Source organism: Biformimicrobium ophioploci (assembly GCF_030270605.1).
GTDB lineage: Bacteria > Pseudomonadota > Gammaproteobacteria > Pseudomonadales > Cellvibrionaceae > Biformimicrobium > Biformimicrobium ophioploci.
In genome coordinates, this window is sequence record NZ_BSYJ01000006.1 from 255,785 (window position 1) to 274,388 (window position 18,604).

Below are 18,604 nucleotides of genomic sequence, written 5' to 3' on the forward strand. Positions count from 1 at the left end.
CAGCGTTTATTATTTTGCACCAATTCTGTTTTACATCTCACCGTGGCACACCCAGAAGGGCCTCACCCACCTGAACGGCGCTGCAACCTGTGACTTTTACGATCCAGCTTGCGATCTGCCCTGGCGCCACGCCGGTCGAGGCGGCGATCTGCCTTCGCGCCTTTCTTATCCAGTTTGCGGTCAGCACGGTCGCCTTTCCTGTCCAGGCGCGCATCGATTCGATCACCCTTGCGGTCCAGCTTCGCAGCGAGGCCTTCGCGACCGTTTTCACTGGCCCTGTCCGAGGCTGCATCAAGGCGGCCGTTGATTCTGTCGCCTTTTTTGTCCAGGTGGCGCTCTATGCGATCACCCCTGTTGTCGAGGCGCGCTTCGATCCGGTCGCCTTTTTTGTCGAGATGTTGCTCGATCCTGTCTCCCTTGCGATCAAGGTGCCCGGCGAGGTTTTCGCCATCTTGCGCAAGCGCCGGTGCGCTGATCAGGTACGCCAGGCTCAAAGCAGTAAATACAATCCGTGAATTCATGTTTGTCTCCGTTTTATGGTTGGCGCGCCGGGGGCACCCGGCGCTTTTCCGCGCGCTTACCAGTTAAAACGGAGACAGATGGGTTTGGTTGACAGCGAAATAAATGATTTCGCAAATTTGTTGCCGGCTAGAGGCCGGCAACAGCAGCCTTGAGGGTCTCTTCTGTCTGCGGGCCAAACAGCGTCCTGGACCAGTTTCCCTGCCGGTCGATCACAAATGTTGCGGGCAGTACTTGCGGCTGCGGCTGTTGCCACAGCGCTGCAGGATCAGCCGCCAGCACCGGAAACTCAATACCGAGTTTTTCTGCCTGCGCGCGGTTTTTGTCCGGCTCTGGCGCATCGAAATTGACCCCGAATACCGCAATATTACCCTTCTGCTCGGCCGCGAAATGGTTCAGCTCCGGAATCTCTTCCCGGCAGGGCTTGCACCAGACAGCCCAGTAATTGACCAGAACCACCTGCCCCTGCAGCGAACGCAAAGGCACGTTACCGCCATCCAGGAGCGGCATTGATGGGCCGCTGTTGCCGCAGGCGCTAGTCAGTAGCGCGCACGAAAAAACGACGGCCCACGCCGCCACCATCCTGCTCAACCGGCTTTTTTCCGGAGCCACTCCCAGAGGCCCTGTCTTTTGATTTCTTAACATCTGCTGACGACTCTGCTTGATCCTGTTGTTGTTTTTCATTCGCGATCCGCTCCTGCTCCCCGGCATAAATGCCTCGGAACAGTGCGTCCAGACTGATATCGAGCTGGGTGCGGGATTTCTTTTCTGCGTTGGCAAAGCGCCGGTAGACCTCGTCATACCAGGCCTCGCCAGCCAGCCGGCCATTGGCGTGCTGGCCGACCAGGGACGGACTGATCCACTCGCCGAGCTGCGACAGGGAAAGCTTGTTCAGGTCCATTGCCAGGAGGTATTCGCCCTTATCGGTTGCCGCAATCACTTTGCGCTTCTGCAGCATCTGCCGCAACCGGCGCCACTGTGCGGGTTTTATGCCTGCCCGGAAAACGTCCTGCTCACTGAGGGGTCGCCCCTTCTGCTGGTTGCTGAACATGCGCCACAGCACCGACATGGCTGAAACCAGATCGGTGTGGTCGCGGCCCTGCGCCGCCGCATGGTAGGCGGACAAGGTGCGTACCAGCACAGCACCGATCAACACGATGATCCACATCAGGTAGACCCAGATCAGGAACAGCGGCACGAAAGCGAAAGCGCCATAGATTGCCTGCAGGGAAGTCTTGGCGACAATGGTGCCGAAAGCATTTTTTGCCGCCTCAAACGCCAGCGCAGCGATCAGGCCGCCCACCAGGCCGTGCCGGATCGGCACCCGGCAATTGGGTACTGCAACAAACAGCAGCGTAAACGCGGCTGTCGTCAGCACGTAGGGCATGAACTTGAGGATCCCGCTCATCAGGCCAAGGCTCTCCGGGTCCTCGACCAGGAACTGCATGGACAGCAGATAAGTAGAGCTGGCCAGCCCCATCCCGAGCAGCAACGGCCCCAGGCTGAGAATTGCCCAGTACAGCAGGAAGCTGGCGACGCCTTTGCGTCCGCGGGGGATGTCCCAGATTGCGTTGAACGTGTGCTCGATATTGCGCAGCATCAAGCCGGCTGTCAGCAGCAGCATTGCGACGCCGGCGCCGCTCAGGCGCTGCGCCTGCTGGGAAAAGCCGGCCAGGTAATCTTCAATTTCGCGCCCACTCTCGGGCACAAAATGGGCAAAGATCAGCTCCTGCAGCTTTGCCTGCAGGTCCGCAAAATCGGGGAACAGTGACAGCATCGCATAGCTGACCGTCACCAGCGGAACCAGCGCAAACAGGGTCATGTAAGTAAGGGCAGCGGCACTTTGCTGGCAGTTTTTTTCGCGGAACAGAGTCCACAACGATTTAATAAAGCGCCACCAGCGCGCCAGCTGTTCCTTCATGCCTGCCCCTTTTCCCCAGGAAGTGAATCAGAGATTGTAATATTGGTGCCGGGCATTTTGCACTGACCTGCTAGTTATTAACGGTTAGAATAAGTTTTTTTAACACTAACAGGGACAAGCGTACCGTGTGGACCATCTATCACAACCCCAAATGCTCCAAATCCCGCCAGACTCTGCAACTGCTTGAAGAAAATGGTGTGACACCTGACACAGTTTTGTACCTTGTAAACCCGCCCAGCACTACCGAACTCGGTGAAATACTGAACAAACTCGGCATCCCCGCACGCAAGCTGCTGCGCAAGGGCGAAGCGGAGTACAAGGAATTGAACCTCGCCGACGAGTCCCTGTCGGAAGCGGAGCTGGTCACAGCGATGTGTGAACACCCGCGCCTGATTGAGCGGCCCATCGTGGTCAAGGGTGACAGGGCCGTACTCGGCCGCCCGCCGGAAAACGTACTGGACCTGATCTGAGCCATGAGCAGCACTGAATATATCCTGATCCTGTATTTTAGCCGCAGCGGATCTACCCGCGCCATGGCAGCGGAGATTGCGCAGGGCGTGGAAGCGGCTGGATACGAGGCGCGCCAGCGAACCGTGCCCGCCGTTTCACCGGATACCGACGCTTCCGAGCCACCGGTACCGGATAGCGGCGCGCCCTATTGCACCAAGGAAGACCTGCGCGGTTGTGCCGGCCTGATACTGGGCAGCCCCACCCGATTCGGCAATATGGCCGCACCCCTCAAGTACTTCATCGACCAGACCAGTGATCTGTGGCTGGATGGCAGCCTCACCGGCAAGCCCGCCGCCGCGTTTACCTCGACCGGCAGCCTGCACGGCGGCCAGGAAACCACCCTTCTCTCCATGATGCTGCCTCTGATGCACCACGGTATGGTTATTGCCGGCATTCCCTACGGTGAAGCGGACCTGATGGAGACCAGCAGCGGCGGCACGCCCTATGGTGCATCGCACTGGGGAGGCAGCAGCGAGCCCCGCCCGCTAACCGCAGAGGAATCCCGGCTGTGCCGCGCACTCGGAACACGCCTTGCCACCCTGGCAGGCAAGCTCAAATAACCGGAGCCCGCTATGACATTTGCACAGAAGTATGCGCTCGCCAAAAAGATCAACTGGGCCTGTTATATCGGCCTGTTTGTCCTGTTCGCGATCTGGAGCTTTTTCGTTGATGGCGGCTCTGTTCGCCTGCTGGTGATACAGGCGGTACCACTGCTGCTGGTGTTGCCGGGCCTGTTGAAGGAGAGCAACCGCAGCTACCTGTGGCTCTGCTTTATCCTGCTGATATATGTCACTGCAGGTATCGTGGACTTCGCCATGCCCACCAGGCAATGGCAGCACGGTGTACTCTTGCTGCTAAGTGGCGTACTTTTCGTTTCATCCATGATGAGCGCGCGCTGGCAGCGACTGGCGCAGTAATCACCACAACAGAACCACTGCTACAGTTCAGGATGGCCCTGACAACGGGAGAACAGGACGTTGACCGAATCGGATCGCCCTAAAAAGGGCTTGATAAGACGCTTTTTTGGTGGCATCTGGCACTTGCTGGGCTGGCTGCGCACCTTGTTTGCAAACCTGATATTCCTGCTGATCCTGCTGCTGATCGGCAGTGTACTGTTCGGTGACAAGGAAGATCCCTATCGCATCCCGGACAAGGGTGCACTGCGCATTGCGCCATCCGGTGTACTGGTGGATGAACTCACCCAGCAGAGCACCCTGCCGCTGCTGCTCGGCGCCGAGCCGCAACAGACTGAAACCCGGGTCAAAGACCTGGTTGATGCGATTGACCATGCCGCCGGGGACGCGCGCATCAATGCGATCGTAATGGAACTCGACAGCATGGTGGGCGGCAGCCTCAGCAAGCTTGAGGAAATCGGCGCGGCGCTGCAGAAATTCAAGAAGTCCGGCAAGCCGATCTATGCGATCGCGGATAATTACACCCAGTCCCAGTATTACCTCGCCAGCCACGCCGACCAGGTCTACCTCAACCCGATGGGCTCGGTACTGCTGACCGGTTTCGGCGCTTTCCGCAACTACTACAAATCTGCGCTGGAGAAACTGAAAATCAACTTTCATGTTTTCCGGGTGGGAGATTACAAGGATTTTGTCGAGCCCTTCCTGCGCGACGACATGTCGCCGGCATCGAGGGAGAACAACCAGCGCTGGCTCAACGCCCTGTGGACCGAGTACGCGGAACATGTTTCCACCCTGCGCGACCTGCCCGCCGACAGCATCGACAAGTTTATCCATACCCTGCCCCAGCAGCTCGAAAGCCATGCCGGAAGCTGGGCCGAAGCGGCAAAATCAGCCGGCCTGGTCGATGACCTGAGTCACCGTCGGCAGGTGGTAAGTAAGCTGCAGAAGGAAGTCGGCAAGAACAAGGACGGTGACAGCTACCAGTCCATCGAAGCCATTAACTATATCCGCCACATACGCCTGACTTCGATCGAAGATCGCTCCAGGAAAGGCAAGATTGGCCTGGTGACGGCCTCCGGCAGTATCGTGGATGGCAAGGCGCCACCCGGACAGATCGGCAGCGCCACCCTGGTGCAGCGGCTTTACAAGGCGCAAAAAGAAAAAGTGAACGCGGTTGTCCTGCGCATCGACAGCGGTGGCGGCTCCTCCTTTGCCTCCGAGGAAATTCGCCAGGCTGTACTGGCACTGCGCAACGATGGCATCCCTGTCATCATGTCCATGGGCAGCGTGGCCGCCTCCGGCGGTTACTGGATTGCCGCCGGCGCCGACAAAATCTGGGCCTCGCCCAGCACCATTACCGGCTCTATCGGCGTGTTCGGGGCTTTCCCGACGTTTGAAGAATCACTGGAACACATCGGCATCTACAACGACGGCGTCGGTACCAGCAAGCTGGCCGGCGCCATGCGCCTGGACAGGCCGCTGAGCCCAATGGCCGAGTCCCTGCTGCAACAGGGTGTGGAAAACACCTATGCGCGCTTCCTGGCACTGGTGGCGGAAGCCCGCAACAGCACGCCAGAGGAGATCGACAAGATTGCGCAGGGACAGGTCTGGACCGGCCGCGACGCGAAGCAGCTCGGCCTGGTGGATGAACTCGGCGGGCTGCAGGAAGCCATCGCAGACGCTGCCCAGATTGCAGAGCTCGAGGATTACCGGGTGGTGGAAATTGAGCGAGACCTGAATGCGCTGGAAAAATTCCTGCGCACCCTGAACCAGGGTGTCGACGCGAGAATAGAAGCGAACCTGCCGTTACTGGCCTGGCTGCAAAATATCGACCCTGCACTGGCCAGCGGCCACCTGCTGTCGACCTTTAACGACCCGCGTGCAATCTACGCACGCTGCCTCGACTGCGCTGCCCCCTGACGGGCAGCGCGCGATCAGATTCCGAGAACCTGCTTCACGAATGGCAGGGTCAGCCTGCGCTTCTCCATCAGGGAGGCCTTGTCCAGCTGCTCCAGGCAGGCAAACAGTACCGCGGTGTTCCGCGGCGATCGATACAGGATGTACCGGGCAACATCTTCCGGCAGGTTAAAGCCGCGCTTGCGCGCGCGTTCGCACAAGGCCGCAACCTTGTCGTCATCCGACAGGGACTCCACCTGATAGGTCACACCCCACTGCAGGCGTGAGCGCAGGTCCGCAAGCTCAATCGCAAGACCTCGCGGGGAATTATGCGCACCAATGAGCAGGCGCCCACCGGCATCGCGAATGCGGTTGTAGAGGTGGAATACGGCTTCCTGCCAGTCCGGGCGGTGCTCCAGTAGCTGCAGGTCATCGATACACAGGATTTCCATCCGCTCCAGCCCATCCAGGAGCTCCTGCGGATCCGCGCCCACCAGCTCCGACAGTGGCAGGTAGAGCGACGACTGGTCCGCCTCTTCAGCGGCATTGCAGGCCGCCTGCAGCAAGTGGGACACCCCACTGCCCGGTTCCCCCCAGATAAACAGGAACTGTTCCTGGGCGGAAGTCACAAACGCCTGCAGTTGCTGTAGCAACTGGCGGTTTGCCCCGGACTGTCCGAGGAAGAAGTTGGAAAAATCGGCATGGTCCCGCACGGAGACACCGAGCGGGAGTTGTTGCGGCTGCTGGTTACCACGCATCAAAGGGTTATTCCGTAAAGCTTATTGCCAACGATAGCGCAGCGGATTTTCCGGGCTGCCCAGCGGCGCACGGTATCCGCTCAGGTCCATCAGGCCGGTTTCGTCCTGCTGGGCGAGCTTGCGATCTAGCGCCAGTGCGTTCTGCAGGCTGGACAGCTGGCCCACGGTGTAGAGATACAACGTCATCCGGTCGCGGTATACAGACGCCACAACAGCATTTTTTACCTGCGCCAGGTCCAGCAGGTATTTTTTGGCGCGACTGTAATCATCAAAATCATTCAGGCCCGACAACTCCAACACCAGCGCCTCGGAGCTGCCCGGACCGCTGGCGCGCACGGCATAACGCTGCGCCAGGAAACCAACCGCGCCCGAAATACCACCGGAAGCCACTTCCTCCATCGAGTTGCCACGGGAATCAAATGCAAAGCTGCTGCCCTGGTGCATCAGCACCCAGTTCGCCTGCCAGCGCCCACCGGTCGCCTCCAGCAGGCGCCCCATCAGGATCACATCCGCGCCGTAGCGCACCGAGGCACTCTGTGCGACCTGCTCGTTCAATGCCCACAGGCTGCCCACATGGAACGCCTGCAGGTCGGCTCCATCCTGCGCCGGCAAAACCAGTGGAAGACCACGCTCGCGTGCCACGCCCTCGAGCGCACCGAGAAATTCAGGGTGCAGGGTTTCGTCTACCAGGTGGCGCCCTTCGCGCAGGGTGTCTGCCGCGAGCCACACCAGGGTACGCGGACGGTTGTTTGGCCACAGCGGCAAGCCGAGGCGCTGCACGAGGCTGTTGATGGCCTGCGGCTCAAAGCCGAGGTTCAGGTAGAGGGAGCCCGCTTCGTTGCTGTAGTGGTAAGTCTGCAGGTAATCCCCGGCGCGGCGCAGGACTTCCTGCACCTCCGGGTTAGCGGTTGCATCGGCATTACCAGTGACCCGCACCAGCACTCGGCCGAGCGCCCTGCCGCTGGCCTCCCTGCGCTCGGAGGCTTCCCGGGAAGCAACAATCTCGGTCACTTCGTACATTCCGGGCAGGATTTCGGCCTGCACCGGGGTCCAGACAGCAAGGCCCAAAGCCAGCACTGCGAGGAGGCTTCGCCCCAGCAATCCGATCTTCCGCATTCCAACACACTCCCGGCACATGGCTATTCTTGATTCTGGTACCCGATGATTCGGATATTACTCGACTCGTGGTTCCAGGCACCCGCAGGTGGCACTCACCACAAAATGAACGCCATTGTATCAGCGCAGGCGATCGCGGATAAACGCCAGTTCACGGTTTTTACCCGTAAAACCTCCGGCGAGCCGCTTTATGCATAGTCCTACCGTGCGGTCACTGGTAGAATACGCGCCCAAAATATGGGGTCGCCAGAAAGCGGCTCCTATTCATGCGGTTTTCCAGACAGGTCCAAGTATGAGCGACAGCAAGCCCCAATCCCTCAGCTACAAAGACGCAGGAGTCGATATCGACGCTGGCAACGCCCTGGTCGATCGAATCAAGGGGGTTGCCAAGCGCACCACTCGCCCCGAAGTGCTGGGCGGTCTCGGTGGTTTCGGCGCGCTGTGTGAGTTGCCGAAGGGTTACCGGGAGCCGGTACTGGTATCCGGTACCGATGGTGTCGGCACCAAGCTGCGCCTGGCTATGGACATCGGCAAGCATGACACCATCGGCATCGATTTGGTCGCAATGTGCGTAAATGACCTGATAGTCGCAGGCGCCGAACCGCTGTTCTTCCTCGACTATTACGCCACCGGAAAACTCAACGTGGATGTTGCGGCAGACGTGGTCACCGGCATTGGCCGCGGCTGTGAGCTGGCCGGCGCGGCCCTGGTTGGCGGCGAAACCGCAGAGATGCCGGGCATGTACGAGGGCGAGGACTACGACCTGGCAGGCTTCTGTGTTGGCGTCGTGGAAAAGTCCGAAATCATCGACGGCAGCAAGGTACAGGGCGGCGACAAGCTGATCGCCCTGGCGTCCAGCGGCCCCCACTCCAACGGCTACTCCCTGATTCGCAAGGTCATCGAGGTTTCCGGTGCCGACCTGTCACAGGACCTCGGTGGCAAACCACTGGGCGAAGCGCTGCTGGAGCCGACCCGCATCTACGTCAAGTCCCTGCTGGCACTGATGAAAAAAGTTTCCGTCAACGCCCTTTCCCACATCACCGGTGGCGGACTGCTGGAAAACCTGCCGCGCGTACTGCCGGAAAACAGCAAAGCGCTGATCAATACCGGCAGCTGGGAAATGCCGGAGGTTTTCCGCTGGCTGCAGCAGGCGGGCAATATCGACTCGCGTGAAATGTACCGCACCTTCAACTGTGGCGTTGGCATGGTGATCTGTGTTCCGGCGGACGAAGCCGACACGGCCCTTGCAGAACTGAAGGCGGCTGGCGAAGACGCCTTCGTCATCGGTGAGATCATGCCGGCCGATGGCGGCGAGGAACAGGTTGAGCTGGCGTGACGGCGCAAGAGCAAACCGGGATCACTCCCTGTCGCATTGCAGTACTGATTTCTGGCAATGGCTCCAACCTGCAGGCACTGATCGACCGCTTTCAGAATGAACAGCACGTGCAGATCGCTGTGGTGGTCAGTAACAAGGCCGATGCATTCGGCCTTGAGCGTGCGAGGCGGGCCGGCATACCCACTAAAGTCGTACCGAACCGCAGCTTCGATACCCGTGAGGCATTCGATGCCGCGCTGATGGCAGCCATCGACCAGCACGAAGTAAACCTGGTGGTGCTGGCCGGCTTTATGCGCATCCTCACCCCCGGCTTCGTTCAGCACTACAGCGGCCGCATGCTCAACATCCATCCCTCCCTGCTGCCAAAATACCAGGGCCTGAACACGCACCAGCGTGCTCTGGACGCGGGCGACAAGGTACATGGCGTCACAGTGCATTTTGTTACCGAAGAGCTGGACGGCGGCCCGCCAGTGTTGCAGGCAACGGTACCGGTACTCGAAAAGGACACCGCGGATGCGCTTGCAGAGCGCGTACATGTGCAGGAACACTTGATTTATCCCCTGGCAGTGGACTGGTTCGCGCGCGGCAGACTGGCAATGCGTGACGACGGATGTACCCTCGACGGGACACTTCTGCCGCCGACCGGCAGGGCCTTTACCGAGGGCTGACATTTTCGCATTATGGAAAAGCGGGGAACCTGCACCGATAAAAACACTCCATAATGAAAAGAGGCTCAGGACGAGGGATTTTCAGTGCCACTCAAAAACCTGATTGCTAGCGTCGCGCTATTACTGCTGCTGCAGCCACTGTCGGCATCGGCAGAAGAGCCTTTCCGGCTGGAGCCTTTCACCGCGACCTATACCGCCAAATACGGCCGCTTTGACGTTACCGCTACCCGCGAACTTGCCCGCAAGCAAGACGGCTGGGCCCTGGATTTCACGGCAAAATCCTTTTTTGCAAAAATCGCCGAATCCTCCGAGCTTGCCGGCAGCGACGAGGGCCTCGTGCCGACTCGCTACGAATACCACCGCACCGGCCTTGGCAAAGACCGGCACCTGGTACTCGAAATCGACCATCATGCGAGGACCCTCAGAAACATTGGCGACCCTTCACGCAGTCGGGACAATATTCCCGTCGGCACACAGGACAAGCTCAGTATTCAATTGCAACTGGCGCGGGACCTGGCGGCGGGCAAGACCGCCATGAGCTACAACGTCGCCGACCGGCGCGGCGTCAAGCAATACCGGTTCGAGAAACTGGGCGAGGAAGTCGTCAAGACCCCGCTGGGCAAAATCAAGGCCGTCAAGGTTGCCCGCATCCGCGAAGGGGACTCCAAGCGCCGCACAACCATCTGGTTTGCCCCCGAATGGGGTTATGCACTGGTCAAACTGCACCAGCGCGAGGAAAACGGCAAACTCTATTCCATCACACTCTCCAGCCTGACCCACAACGGCCGCAAGGTCCCTGAAGAGTAAATCTGCACGCCCTGCGCGGCCCGGTGCCGCGCCCTGCCCCGCAAAGCACTTCCAAATTCGCCGCCGGTCAAAACTGGAACCAATTTACTAATTAGTCGCCGAACCACACATTCCTGTTTTTCGGGACTGCTAGTCTGTGTGTCATGGTGCCAACGAGCACATTATTGCTCGGTGGCGGGCCAATTCGCTTTATGGAGAGGAGTTACCCATGAAAGCCAAAACCATGCAACGCGCTATTCTGGCAGCCGCGATCAGCGCTGTCTCCTGCCACACCCTGGCTGCGGGGTTCCAGTTGCAGGAGCACAGCTCCGCGGGACTGGGACGCGCCTTCGCCGCGGAAAACACCATTGGCGACACCGCGGCCATCGTGATTCGCAACCCGGCGGGCTCTGCGCTATTTGAAGACATCGCCATTTCCGGCGGATTCAATTACGTCAACCCGAACATCTCGGCCCGCGGCGAAGTCAGCCACTTCCTGGATTTTGAAACCGAAAACGGCGTCAACCGCGTGCCACTCGGTGCGCTGGTGCCCGGCTATGAGCCATTTATTACCAGCGGCAGCGACTATGTGACCGACGCCTTCGTCCCCAACTTTTCCATCGCGGGCCGCATCGACGATTGCTGGACCTGGGGCTTCGGTGCTTTCTCCAACTACGGTCTGGAATCCGACTTCTCAAGCGGTTTTGGTGCGCTTGAAGTCGCCGATAAGGCCTCGATTCTGGCGGTCAACCTGGCGCCGTCCATCGCCTACAGCTGGGACAACTTTTCTGTCGGCCTGTCGCTGAATGCACTTTACGGTGAAGGCGAATTCCGCACCTCGGTTCCGTTCAATGATGCTAACCCCTTCTTCACCCAGGGCGGGTTCAGTGGTGGCGAACGTATCCTTGACTACGAGAACGATGGCGACTGGGATTTCAGTTGGACCATCGGCTTCCTCTGGCAGTTCGACGAGCACAGCCGCCTTGGCTTCAGCTATCAGGACGGCTTCGATTTTGAAGCGGATGGCGATATCAGGTCAGACCTCAACAGCCTGATCGACCTGGCCAGCGCTGACCTTACCATCGACATACCAGGCATCTGGGAACTGGGTTTCTACCACCGCTTCAATGACGAGTGGGGCTTCGCCGCAGGCGTCATGTACACCGAGTGGGATGACTTTCAGGAACTGGTCCTGAGCGATGTGCGCACCCAGGTAAACAACCCGGTTACCGGCGAGCGTATCGTGATCGAGGAGCTGACGCTTAAGGAAGAGGATTTCGAGAGCAACTGGCGCGCAAGCTTCGGCCTCGAGTGGTACCCCTGCCCCGAAGTGACCTGGCGTGCGGGTTTTGCCTGGGATGAAGGCACCGCACAGGCTGGACTGCGGTCCGCCGAGAGCCTTGGGGACCTGAGTGATATCTCCTACCGGACGCTGTCGATTCCGGATACTGATCGCTGGTGGGTATCCTTCGGCGGCACCTATCGCTGGGACCAAAATTTCAGTATCGATGCCGGCTTCAGCTACCTGTGGGGTGACGATGAATCCGTCATCGAGGAATTCAGCTTCCCGGTGGACCCGGTAAACCAGCCCGGTGTCAGTGGCACCACGCGCTTTGATGGTGGCACCACCGAAACCGAAGCGTGGCTGTTCGGCGTCAACTTCAATTACACCTTCTAGGCGATACAAATCGCGCAAACAAAAGAGCCGGGCATCGCCCGGCTCTTTTGTTAACGGGAACTTTTTTGACGCCCGCTTCCAATCAATCCCTGTTATTCCCAACCGCAGTTGCGCCCCTTGTTCTGCTCCTCCAGGTAAGTCATTAACGGCTGGAAGTAATCGATGATCGCAGAAGCATCGAGCTCACGCTGACCGGTCAGAGCTTCCATCGCATCCTGCCATGGCTGGCTGCTGCCCATTTCCATCATCGCACGCAGCCTCTCGCCAGCCGCATCATTGCTATAGATCGAACAGCGATGCAGCGGCCCCTCAAAGCCCGCTGTCTCACACAATGCACGGTGGAACTGGAACTGCTGGATGAATGCCAGGAAATAACGCGTGTACGGTGTATTGCCCGGGATATGGTATTTGGCACCCGGATCAAAGTCCGCTTCGGTGCGCTCTACCGGAGCTTCAATGCCCTGGTACTTTTCACGCAGAGCCCACCAGGCCTTGTTGTAATCTTCCGGGGAAACCTCACCGTTAAAGACCTGCCAGCGCCACTTGTCCACCAGTAGACCGAACGGCAGGAAGGCGATCTTGTCCAGCGCCATCTGCATCAGGTAACCGATGTCCTTGTCTGCACCCGGCTCCTCATTGAGCAAACCAATTTCCATCAGGTACTTGGGTGTAATGGACAACGCCACGGTATCGCCGACCGCCTCGTGGAAGCCATCGTTGGCGCTACCCTGGAACAGGATCGGTTGCTGGTTATAGGCGCGCTGGTAGAAATTGTGGCCAAGTTCATGGTGGACGGTGTTGAACTCTTCCCCGGTCTTCTGGATACACATCTTGATGCGCAGGTCGTCCTTGTAATCCAGGTTCCAGGCGCTGGCATGGCACACCACTTCACGGTCGCGCGGCTTGGAGAACTGCGAGCGCTCCCAGAAAGTTTCCGGCAGAGGCTCGAAGCCCAGCGAGGTAAAGAATTTCTCTCCGGTACGGACCATTTCCATCTCGTCCATGCCGGCTTTTTCAATCAGCGCCGTCAGGTCGTAGGGCGCTTCAGCACCTTCCGGCTTCACCAGGTCATAAACGTTACCCCAGGTCTGCGCCCACATGTTGCCGAGCAGGTGCGCGGGGATCTTGCCGTCTGCCGGCACAACATCGTCCCCGTAGTGTTTGTTGAGCCCATCGCGCACAGCGCAATGCAGCGCATCGTACAGCGGCTTGACTTTATTCCACTGCGCATCCACATCGGCAGCAAAAGCATCCGGTTCCATATCGTACTTGGAGCGCCAGAAAACACTCAGGTTGTCGTAACCGAGTTCCTGCGCGCCGGCATTGCCGATTTCCACCTGACGCTGGTAAAGCGGGCGCATTGGGGGAGAAACCTTGCGCCAGCCCACCCACAGTTCCTTTAACAATTCCGGTTCGCGATCTTTCGCCATAATGGCGGTCATGTCAGTGAGGGAATAGCACTTCTGCGCATCCCCTTCCCCACTGCAGTATTTGCCCGCGCCGTACATACCGGTCAGCTTCGACATGATATCGGCCAGCTCTGCAGTCATCGCTTCGTCCTGCGGTGCTGGAATCACCAGTACCTGCTTGAGCTTGTCCAGCTTGCGGCGTGTTTCCGCGTCCAGATCCAGGCTGTCAAACCGGGCAGCCTCGGCGGCAAGCTTGACCGCGAGCGCGGTGCCTCGCTCCGAAACCTTGGCCTCAATAAACTGACTGTCGATATTGATATAGGTCTGGGCCACCCATGCGGCGTGCGCACCCTCGATACCAATATCCTTCAGAGACTTTTCCGCAGCTTCAAGAAATGCCTTGGCATCCGCGGCTGTCGGTTTTGCACCTTCCTGAGCGGAGTTGGCAGCTGCGGCCTGCGGCGCGCTGGTGGTAGTGGATTCCTGTTCCGGGGCACAGGCAGTCAGGGCTGCGGCAGCGCCCAGGGCAATTACCAGTTTTTTCATTATTTTCCTCGTTATTCCGGCCAATTGGTCGGCAGTGACCCGGAGTTTATAACACAAACGAGGAATCGAATGGCGAAGAGAACAGGAGACGAAAGCAGGGAAGGTTTGGGTGGCGGCCTAACCAGCACACCCTCGGCACATGATACCACTGCTACCGTTGCTCCCTTCCGGGCCTGGCGGAGTTCACAGCTGTTCATTGCGAGGGGACCGGAGAGGCCACCATCGAGAACCTGCATCAATGCTGCAGGAGCGGCGCATTATCCTGACAATGGCACCTAAACGCAAGTGCCCAGATAAGAGTATAATGCGGCCTGAATAGTCATTACCCAACCCTTAGCCAAACGTCCGAAAGTAACCCCGCGCCATGCACTTATTTGTCGATAACCTGATCAATGTTGACTTCAGCTTTCTCGATCCCGACAGGGGCATCGTAGGAGAAACCTGGCTGGCGCACGCCACACTGGACGGTGCGCTGGATAGCCAGGGAATGGTCTGTGACTTCGGAGTCGTGAAGAAAACCCTGCGCAGCTGGCTGGACGAGGAAATCGATCATCGCCTGCTCGTTCCGCTGCAGGCGCCGGAACTACAACTCACCCAAGACAGCGACGATGCCGTAAAACTGGAATGGCGACTCGGGTCTGGCGAGACCATTGTCGTGAAAGGCCCCCGACAGGCATTTGCGCTGGTTGACGCCCCGCGGATTACCGAAGACTCGGTCGCACGCTGGGCCGTGACGCAACTCGCAAATGAGTTCCCAACACAGGTCGAACGTCTCGAATTGCGCTTTACCTGTGAACCGATTGACGGCGCTTTCTATCATTACAGCCACGGCCTGAAGAAGCACGCTGGCAACTGCCAGCGTATCGCCCACGGTCACCGATCGCGTATTGAAGTCTTCCTCGACGATATGCGCTCAGGGGCGGAAGAATCCCGCTGGGCCCAGCGCTGGCAGGATATTTATCTGGGTACGCGCGAAGATCTTGGTAACGATGAAACCGCGACACAGTTCGAATTTGCCTATGTTGCCCAGCAGGGTGACTTTTCCCTCAGCATCCCCGCGCGCATGTGTGAACTGATTGATACGGACTCCACGGTTGAACACCTGGCACAGTACATTGCCGATCGCATTGCCGAGCAGCATCCGGGTCGCACCGTGCGTGTGCGGGCTTTTGAGGGGCTCGGCAAAGGCGCAATAGCGACCTCTCACAAACCGGAACAGTAAATTTCGCTCCGGTAATCTTGCGGCAATATTTCGCAGTCACAATTCTGTCATCGTCAAATAAGCAATAAAGACCCGGGAAAAGGTATCTGAACATGGCATTGAAAGTCGGCATCAACGGATTCGGCCGCATGGGGAAACTGGCTCTGCGTGCCGGTTGGGGCAACCCAGAGTTGGAATTTGTCCAGATAAACGACCCTTCCGGGTCGGCCGAAGTATTTGCGCACTTGCTGGAGTTCGACTCTGTGCACGGCCACTGGGGCCATGACATCAGTGCCGATAGCGATTCCATCACGGTCGACGGCCGTGAGCTGGCATTTACCCGCAACAACAACATCTCCGAAACTGATTGGTCCGGCTGCGACCTCGTCATTGAGGCGTCCGGCAAGTTCAAGACTGCGGCAGAATTACAGGCGTACCTGGATCAGAGCGTAAAACGCGTCGTGGTTACTGCACCCGTCAAGGACGCTGGCGTGCTCAATGTCGTCATGGGTGTGAACCAGCACCTGTTTGAACCGGCAAAGCACCCGATCGTTACCGCTGCATCCTGTACGACCAACTGCCTTGCGCCAGTGGTGAAGGTGATACAGGAAAACTTCGGTATCAGGCACGGCAGCATGACGACCATTCATTGCCTGACCAATACCCAGACCATTCTCGACGGCGCCCACAAGAATCCTCGCCGTGCGCGGGCCTGCGGGGACAATCTGATTCCCACGACGACCGGTTCCGCCAAGGCGATCACGCAGATTTTTCCGGAGCTCAGCGGACGCCTGAACGGGCACGCCGTTCGGGTGCCGCTGGCAAATGCTTCACTGACCGATTGTGTGTTCGAGGTGGAGAATGCCACCGATGCCGAAAGCGTCAATGCCGCACTGGCAGAGGCCGCGAACGGCCCATTGAAAGGCGTGCTCGGCTACGAGACCCGCCCGCTGGTCTCTGTCGATTATCGTACCGACCCCCGTTCCAGCATCATCGACGCGCCCTCCACCATGGTCATCAACGACACCCAGGTAAAAATCTACGCCTGGTACGACAATGAGTGGGGCTATATCAATCGCACCGTCGAATTGGCGGAGCTGGTCGGCAAAGCCGGTTAATGCTGGCACAGCTCTCACCGGCCATCCGCCAGTACCTGCTGGTAACCGGTAACTACTGGGCATTCACCCTTACTGACGGCGCTCTGCGCATGTTGGTGGTGCTCTATTTTCACGAGCTCGGGTACAAGCCACTCGAGATTGCCCTGCTGTTTATCTTTTACGAATTCTTTGGCGTGGTCACCAACCTGGTTGGTGGCTGGTTGGGTGCTCGACTGGGCCTGAACCGGACCATGAATATCGGTTTGGCCTTGCAGGTCGCCGCCCTGCTGATGCTGGCGGTGCCGGATACCATGCTCAGTATTCCCTGGGTCATGGCCGCGCAGGCCCTCTCCGGCATCGCCAAAGACCTGAACAAGATGAGTGCCAAGAGTGCGATCAAGTTCCTGGTCCCTGAGAATGCACAGAGCAAGCTATACCGCTGGGTAGCACTGCTGACCGGATCCAAAAACACACTGAAGGGCATCGGCTTCTTTATGGGTGGCGCCCTGCTCGCGCTGCTGGGCTTTCGCGGTGCGGTCATCACCATGGCGAGCGCCCTGGCACTCGTGTGGCTATTTAGCGTAATGTTCCTTCGAGGTGACATTGGCAAGGCCAAGTCTAAGCCCAAGTTCACGCATATCTTTTCCACCAGTCGCACCGTTAACATCCTGTCCGCTGCACGGTTTTTCCTCTTTGGTGCACGGGACGTCTGGTTTGTAGTGGCCCTGCCAGTCTTTCTCAGCAGCCAGCTCGGCTGGGGACACCCTAGGACCAGTGCATTTCTCGCTGCGTGGATCATCGGCTACGGCATAGTGCAGGCATTGGCGCCCCGCATCACGGGGCTTCGTAATGACAGCACCGCCTCAGACCACGGCGCCGCGCGATGGGCAGCACTATTGATGTGCGTGCCAGCCGGCATTGCGCTGTCATTCACCTATGCCGATGACCCTGCCCCTTACCTGCTCTGGGGTCTGGCGCTGTTCGGGGTGCTGTTCGCCATCAATTCCGCACTGCACAGTTACCTCATTGTGCGCAGTGCCAAGGCAGATGGCGCCTCCCTGGATATCGGTTTTTATTACATGGCCAACGCCGGCGGCAGGCTCATCGGCACCCTGCTCTCGGGCTGGTTATACCAGTCATACGGTATGGCTGCGTGCCTGTGGGTATCTGCAGGGTTCCTCCTCATATCCGCCATATCAGTACAGCGGCTTCGTCATGCCTAGTATCACGGCCCCACTTTTGGCGCGGCAATTCCGATAATCAGGTACGGCTGTACTAGCTTTGATAGGTCAGACTATCGAGGCCTCGATCAATGCTGCGTACAGCCTGTTTCTTGCTTGCTACCACCCTTGCTTGCAACCTCCTGCCTGCTATCGCGTTCGCTGCTGAGCGCGACATCTATTTCGGCACCGCATTCATGGAGTCATGGACCAGTGTGAATGAGGTCGAGACGACACCGGCCGGAGACATGGTCGATGACGGCGAAGACGATGCTGTGAGCTCCCTCGGCTTTGCACTCGGGCTCGAACGAAACACCTGGCGCTACGAGCTTGAATATCTTTACCGCTATCGTTTCGATCTGAACCTCGACGGTGAGATCATGCGCTATTACCCCAAGCACATGAATAACCTCAACAGCCAATCCATCACCCTGAATATATTGAAAGATATCGGGATTTTTACCGGCGGCCGCTTTTTTGCCGGCGTCGGCATCGGCACAATTAGAAATCGCTCGGAGAGCGACGTGCTTGTCCCGATCCGCGGGGTTGGTGAAGTAAAGTTTTATAAAAAAAATACTGTCCGCGACCTGACCTGGAACCTGCAGATAGGCTGGCAGAAGACCCTGGCATCCGGAAATAGCTGGCTATTCAGCTATCGCTATGCCGATCTCGGGGAAATAGATAGTGGGCAGATGGACGACCCGACCGGATACCGCTTCAAAACCGACAGCTATGTCAGTCACGATTTTTCCGTGGGGTACCGTTTTTCTTTCTAGCGGTTTAGTAGAGGGTTGATGTGAAAAGTCCGGCGGAGTGATGACCTACGCTGATCTGCCGCTATGCGGCATCCGCCAGCTGAGGAACCTGACTAACCAGCGTAGCTGGTTTGGGCGCCGGAGCTTGCGACGGCGGGGCGCAGCCCCGAGCGCAGCGAGTCACCATGACCGTACCGCGCAGCGGTAGGTCATCGGCAGGCGGGAATGAAAAAAGCCCTGACCGCGCTAGCGATCAGGGCTTTTGGAATGAAAG

18 protein-coding genes and 1 other RNA gene are annotated in these 18,604 nt (G+C 58.6%); 12 read left to right on the top strand and 7 right to left on the bottom strand.

Translation table 11 applies throughout. The annotated features are described in order from the left end of the window. Positions 1–62: 62 nt before the first annotated feature. From QSJ80_RS14300 to QSJ80_RS14310, 3 genes are all read right to left on the bottom strand, one after another. On the bottom strand, positions 63–521 hold the full coding sequence (locus QSJ80_RS14300) for a hypothetical protein (RefSeq protein ID WP_285765150.1): 459 nt from the start codon (positions 519–521) through the stop codon (positions 63–65). A 127-nt stretch (positions 522–648) separates the two neighbouring features. Then, positions 649–1,029, bottom strand: a complete 381-nt coding sequence (locus QSJ80_RS14305; protein ID WP_285765151.1) for a TlpA disulfide reductase family protein — start codon at positions 1,027–1,029, stop codon at positions 649–651. Positions 1,030–1,054: 25 nt separating this feature from the next. Beyond that, positions 1,055–2,440, bottom strand: a complete 1,386-nt coding sequence (locus QSJ80_RS14310) for a YihY family inner membrane protein (protein WP_285765152.1) — start codon at positions 2,438–2,440, stop codon at positions 1,055–1,057. 125 nt (positions 2,441–2,565) lie between these two features. Between QSJ80_RS14310 and arsC the strand changes: the two genes are divergently transcribed. From arsC to sppA, 4 genes are read left to right on the top strand one after another with little or no spacing between them, the layout of a single operon-like run. Beyond that, the gene (gene arsC, locus QSJ80_RS14315; RefSeq protein ID WP_285765153.1) at positions 2,566–2,910 is read left to right on the top strand and encodes an arsenate reductase (glutaredoxin); all 345 of its coding nucleotides are present in this window, start codon (positions 2,566–2,568) and stop codon (positions 2,908–2,910) included. Between the two features lie 3 nt (positions 2,911–2,913). Further along, complete coding sequence (wrbA, locus tag QSJ80_RS14320; RefSeq protein ID WP_285765154.1) at positions 2,914–3,510, top strand: NAD(P)H:quinone oxidoreductase; 597 nt, start codon at positions 2,914–2,916, stop codon at positions 3,508–3,510. Between the two features lie 12 nt (positions 3,511–3,522). After that, positions 3,523–3,867 carry a DUF2069 domain-containing protein gene (locus tag QSJ80_RS14325; protein WP_285765155.1) on the top strand — a complete coding sequence of 115 codons (345 nt, stop codon included), beginning with the start codon at positions 3,523–3,525 and terminating at the stop codon, positions 3,865–3,867. A 60-nt stretch (positions 3,868–3,927) separates the two neighbouring features. Beyond that, the gene (sppA, locus tag QSJ80_RS14330) at positions 3,928–5,784 is read left to right on the top strand and encodes a signal peptide peptidase SppA (protein ID WP_285765156.1); all 1,857 of its coding nucleotides are present in this window, start codon (positions 3,928–3,930) and stop codon (positions 5,782–5,784) included. A 14-nt stretch (positions 5,785–5,798) separates the two neighbouring features. Here sppA and hda read toward each other — a convergent pair whose 3' ends face one another. Both hda and QSJ80_RS14340 read right to left on the bottom strand, forming a co-directional pair. Beyond that, complete coding sequence (gene hda, locus QSJ80_RS14335; RefSeq protein ID WP_285765157.1) at positions 5,799–6,518, bottom strand: DnaA regulatory inactivator Hda; 720 nt, start codon at positions 6,516–6,518, stop codon at positions 5,799–5,801. Between the two features lie 21 nt (positions 6,519–6,539). Then, positions 6,540–7,634, bottom strand: coding sequence for a DUF2066 domain-containing protein (locus QSJ80_RS14340; RefSeq protein ID WP_285765158.1), 1,095 nt, complete (start codon positions 7,632–7,634; stop codon positions 6,540–6,542). A gap of 292 nt (positions 7,635–7,926) precedes the next feature. Between QSJ80_RS14340 and purM the strand changes: the two genes are divergently transcribed. From purM to QSJ80_RS14360, 4 genes are all read left to right on the top strand, one after another. Beyond that, positions 7,927–8,970, top strand: coding sequence for a phosphoribosylformylglycinamidine cyclo-ligase (purM, locus tag QSJ80_RS14345; RefSeq protein ID WP_285765159.1), 1,044 nt, complete (start codon positions 7,927–7,929; stop codon positions 8,968–8,970). Further along, positions 8,967–9,638: a phosphoribosylglycinamide formyltransferase gene (gene purN, locus QSJ80_RS14350; protein WP_285765160.1), complete on the top strand. Its 672-nt coding sequence runs from the start codon at positions 8,967–8,969 to the stop codon at positions 9,636–9,638. The genes purM and purN overlap by 4 nt, the downstream gene beginning before the upstream one ends. A gap of 84 nt (positions 9,639–9,722) precedes the next feature. Then, positions 9,723–10,445 (top strand): DUF3108 domain-containing protein, encoded by a 723-nt coding sequence (locus tag QSJ80_RS14355; protein ID WP_285765161.1) that lies wholly within the window; start codon positions 9,723–9,725, stop codon positions 10,443–10,445. A 208-nt stretch (positions 10,446–10,653) separates the two neighbouring features. Further along, positions 10,654–12,102 (top strand): OmpP1/FadL family transporter, encoded by a 1,449-nt coding sequence (locus tag QSJ80_RS14360; RefSeq protein ID WP_285765162.1) that lies wholly within the window; start codon positions 10,654–10,656, stop codon positions 12,100–12,102. A gap of 92 nt (positions 12,103–12,194) precedes the next feature. On the opposite strand, the gene QSJ80_RS14365 is transcribed toward QSJ80_RS14360, so the two are convergent. Together QSJ80_RS14365 and ffs are read right to left on the bottom strand one after the other, a co-directional pair. Next, the gene (locus QSJ80_RS14365) at positions 12,195–14,057 is read right to left on the bottom strand and encodes a M2 family metallopeptidase (protein ID WP_285765163.1); all 1,863 of its coding nucleotides are present in this window, start codon (positions 14,055–14,057) and stop codon (positions 12,195–12,197) included. Positions 14,058–14,173: 116 nt separating this feature from the next. After that, an RNA gene (gene ffs, locus QSJ80_RS14370) (signal recognition particle sRNA small type) lies at positions 14,174–14,270 on the bottom strand. Positions 14,271–14,421: 151 nt separating this feature from the next. Here ffs and QSJ80_RS14375 point away from each other — a divergent pair. The 4 genes from QSJ80_RS14375 (at position 14,422) to QSJ80_RS14390 (ending at position 18,351) form a co-directional block, all read left to right on the top strand. Beyond that, on the top strand, positions 14,422–15,279 hold the full coding sequence (locus QSJ80_RS14375) for a 6-carboxytetrahydropterin synthase (RefSeq protein ID WP_285765164.1): 858 nt from the start codon (positions 14,422–14,424) through the stop codon (positions 15,277–15,279). A 92-nt stretch (positions 15,280–15,371) separates the two neighbouring features. After that, positions 15,372–16,376 (top strand): ArsJ-associated glyceraldehyde-3-phosphate dehydrogenase, encoded by a 1,005-nt coding sequence (locus tag QSJ80_RS14380; RefSeq protein WP_285765165.1) that lies wholly within the window; start codon positions 15,372–15,374, stop codon positions 16,374–16,376. Then, a complete protein-coding gene (gene arsJ, locus QSJ80_RS14385) occupies positions 16,376–17,578 on the top strand; it encodes an organoarsenical effux MFS transporter ArsJ (RefSeq protein ID WP_285765166.1) in 1,203 nt (400 codons plus the stop codon). The genes QSJ80_RS14380 and arsJ overlap by 1 nt, the downstream gene beginning before the upstream one ends. An 89-nt stretch (positions 17,579–17,667) precedes the next feature. Continuing rightward, a complete protein-coding gene (locus QSJ80_RS14390; protein WP_285765167.1) occupies positions 17,668–18,351 on the top strand; it encodes a hypothetical protein in 684 nt (227 codons plus the stop codon). The last annotated feature ends 253 nt before the right edge of the window (positions 18,352–18,604 follow it).